Origin of the sequence: Acinetobacter sp. S4400-12 (assembly GCF_024129495.1) — a bacterium.
GTDB classification, from domain to species: Bacteria; Pseudomonadota; Gammaproteobacteria; order Pseudomonadales; family Moraxellaceae; genus Acinetobacter; species Acinetobacter lwoffii_C.
In genome coordinates, this window is record NZ_JAMXYB010000084.1 from 1 (window position 1) to 1,195 (window position 1,195).

Annotated in this window: 1 protein-coding gene; it reads right to left on the minus strand. The window is 47.0% G+C overall.

Translation table 11 applies throughout. The features are described 5' to 3' along the window. Window positions 1-3 precede the first annotated feature (3 nt). A complete protein-coding gene (gene tuf, locus NI461_RS14005; protein WP_151203694.1) occupies window positions 4-1,194 on the minus strand; it encodes an elongation factor Tu in 1,191 nt (396 codons plus the stop codon). Window position 1,195: the final 1 nt, after the last annotated feature.

Genomic DNA, 1,195 nt, shown 5'->3' on the forward strand with positions numbered 1-1,195 from the left:
TGATTATGCAGTTACTTTAGCAACTACACCAGCACCTACTGTACGACCACCTTCACGGATCGCAAAACGCAGACCTGGGTCCATTGCGATTGGGTGGATCAGCTCTACTGACATCTCAACGTTGTCACCAGGCATAACCATTTCCACACCTTCTTTCAACTGGATCGCACCAGTTACGTCAGTTGTACGGAAATAGAACTGTGGACGGTAACCGTTCAGGAATGGAGTGTGACGACCACCTTCTTCTTTAGAAAGTACGTATACTTCCGCATCGAATTTAGTGTGTGGCTTGATTGAACCTGGTTTAGCCAATACTTGACCACGTTGTACGTCTTCACGCTTAGTACCACGAAGAAGAACACCACAGTTCTCGCCCGCACGACCTTCGTCTAGAAGCTTACGGAACATCTCAACACCAGTTACAGTTGTTTTAACGGTGTCTTTGATACCTACGATTTCAACTTCTTCACCAACGCGTACAACACCAGTCTCAACACGACCAGTTACTACTGTACCACGACCAGAAATAGAGAATACGTCTTCAATTGGCATCAAGAATGCTTGATCGATTGCACGTACTGGCTCTGGGATGTAAGTGTCAAGCGCTTCAACAAGTGCAACTACAGCATCTTCGCCATACTGGCCAGATTCGCCGTTCAGTGCAGCAAGAGCAGAACCACGGATTACTGGAGTGTCGTCACCCGGGAAGTCGTATGTAGAAAGAAGTTCACGAACTTCCATTTCTACCAGTTCGATCAGCTCTTCGTCATCAACGATGTCACATTTGTTCAGGAATACGATGATGTATGGAACACCAACCTGACGAGAAAGCAGGATGTGTTCACGAGTTTGTGGCATAGGGCCATCAGTCGCTGAACATACCAGGATCGCGCCATCCATCTGAGCCGCACCAGTAATCATGTTTTTAACATAGTCGGCGTGACCTGGGCAGTCGACGTGAGCGTAGTGACGAGTTGGAGAATCGTATTCTACGTGTGAAGTATTAATGGTAATACCACGTGCTTTTTCTTCTGGTGCAGAGTCAATTGCAGCGTAGTCACGAGCTTCACCACCGAATTTCTTCGCACATACAGTTGCAATCGCAGCTGTTAAAGTTGTTTTACCATGGTCAACGTGACCGATTGTGCCCACGTTAACGTGTGGCTTATTACGTTCAAACTTAGCCTTAGCCATG

Bases quoted from the DNA above. Each gene is read 5' to 3' on its own strand.
- tuf (WP_151203694.1), bottom strand. From the start codon at position 1,194: ATGGCTAAGGCTAAGTTTGAACGTAATAAGCCACACGTTAACGTGGGC.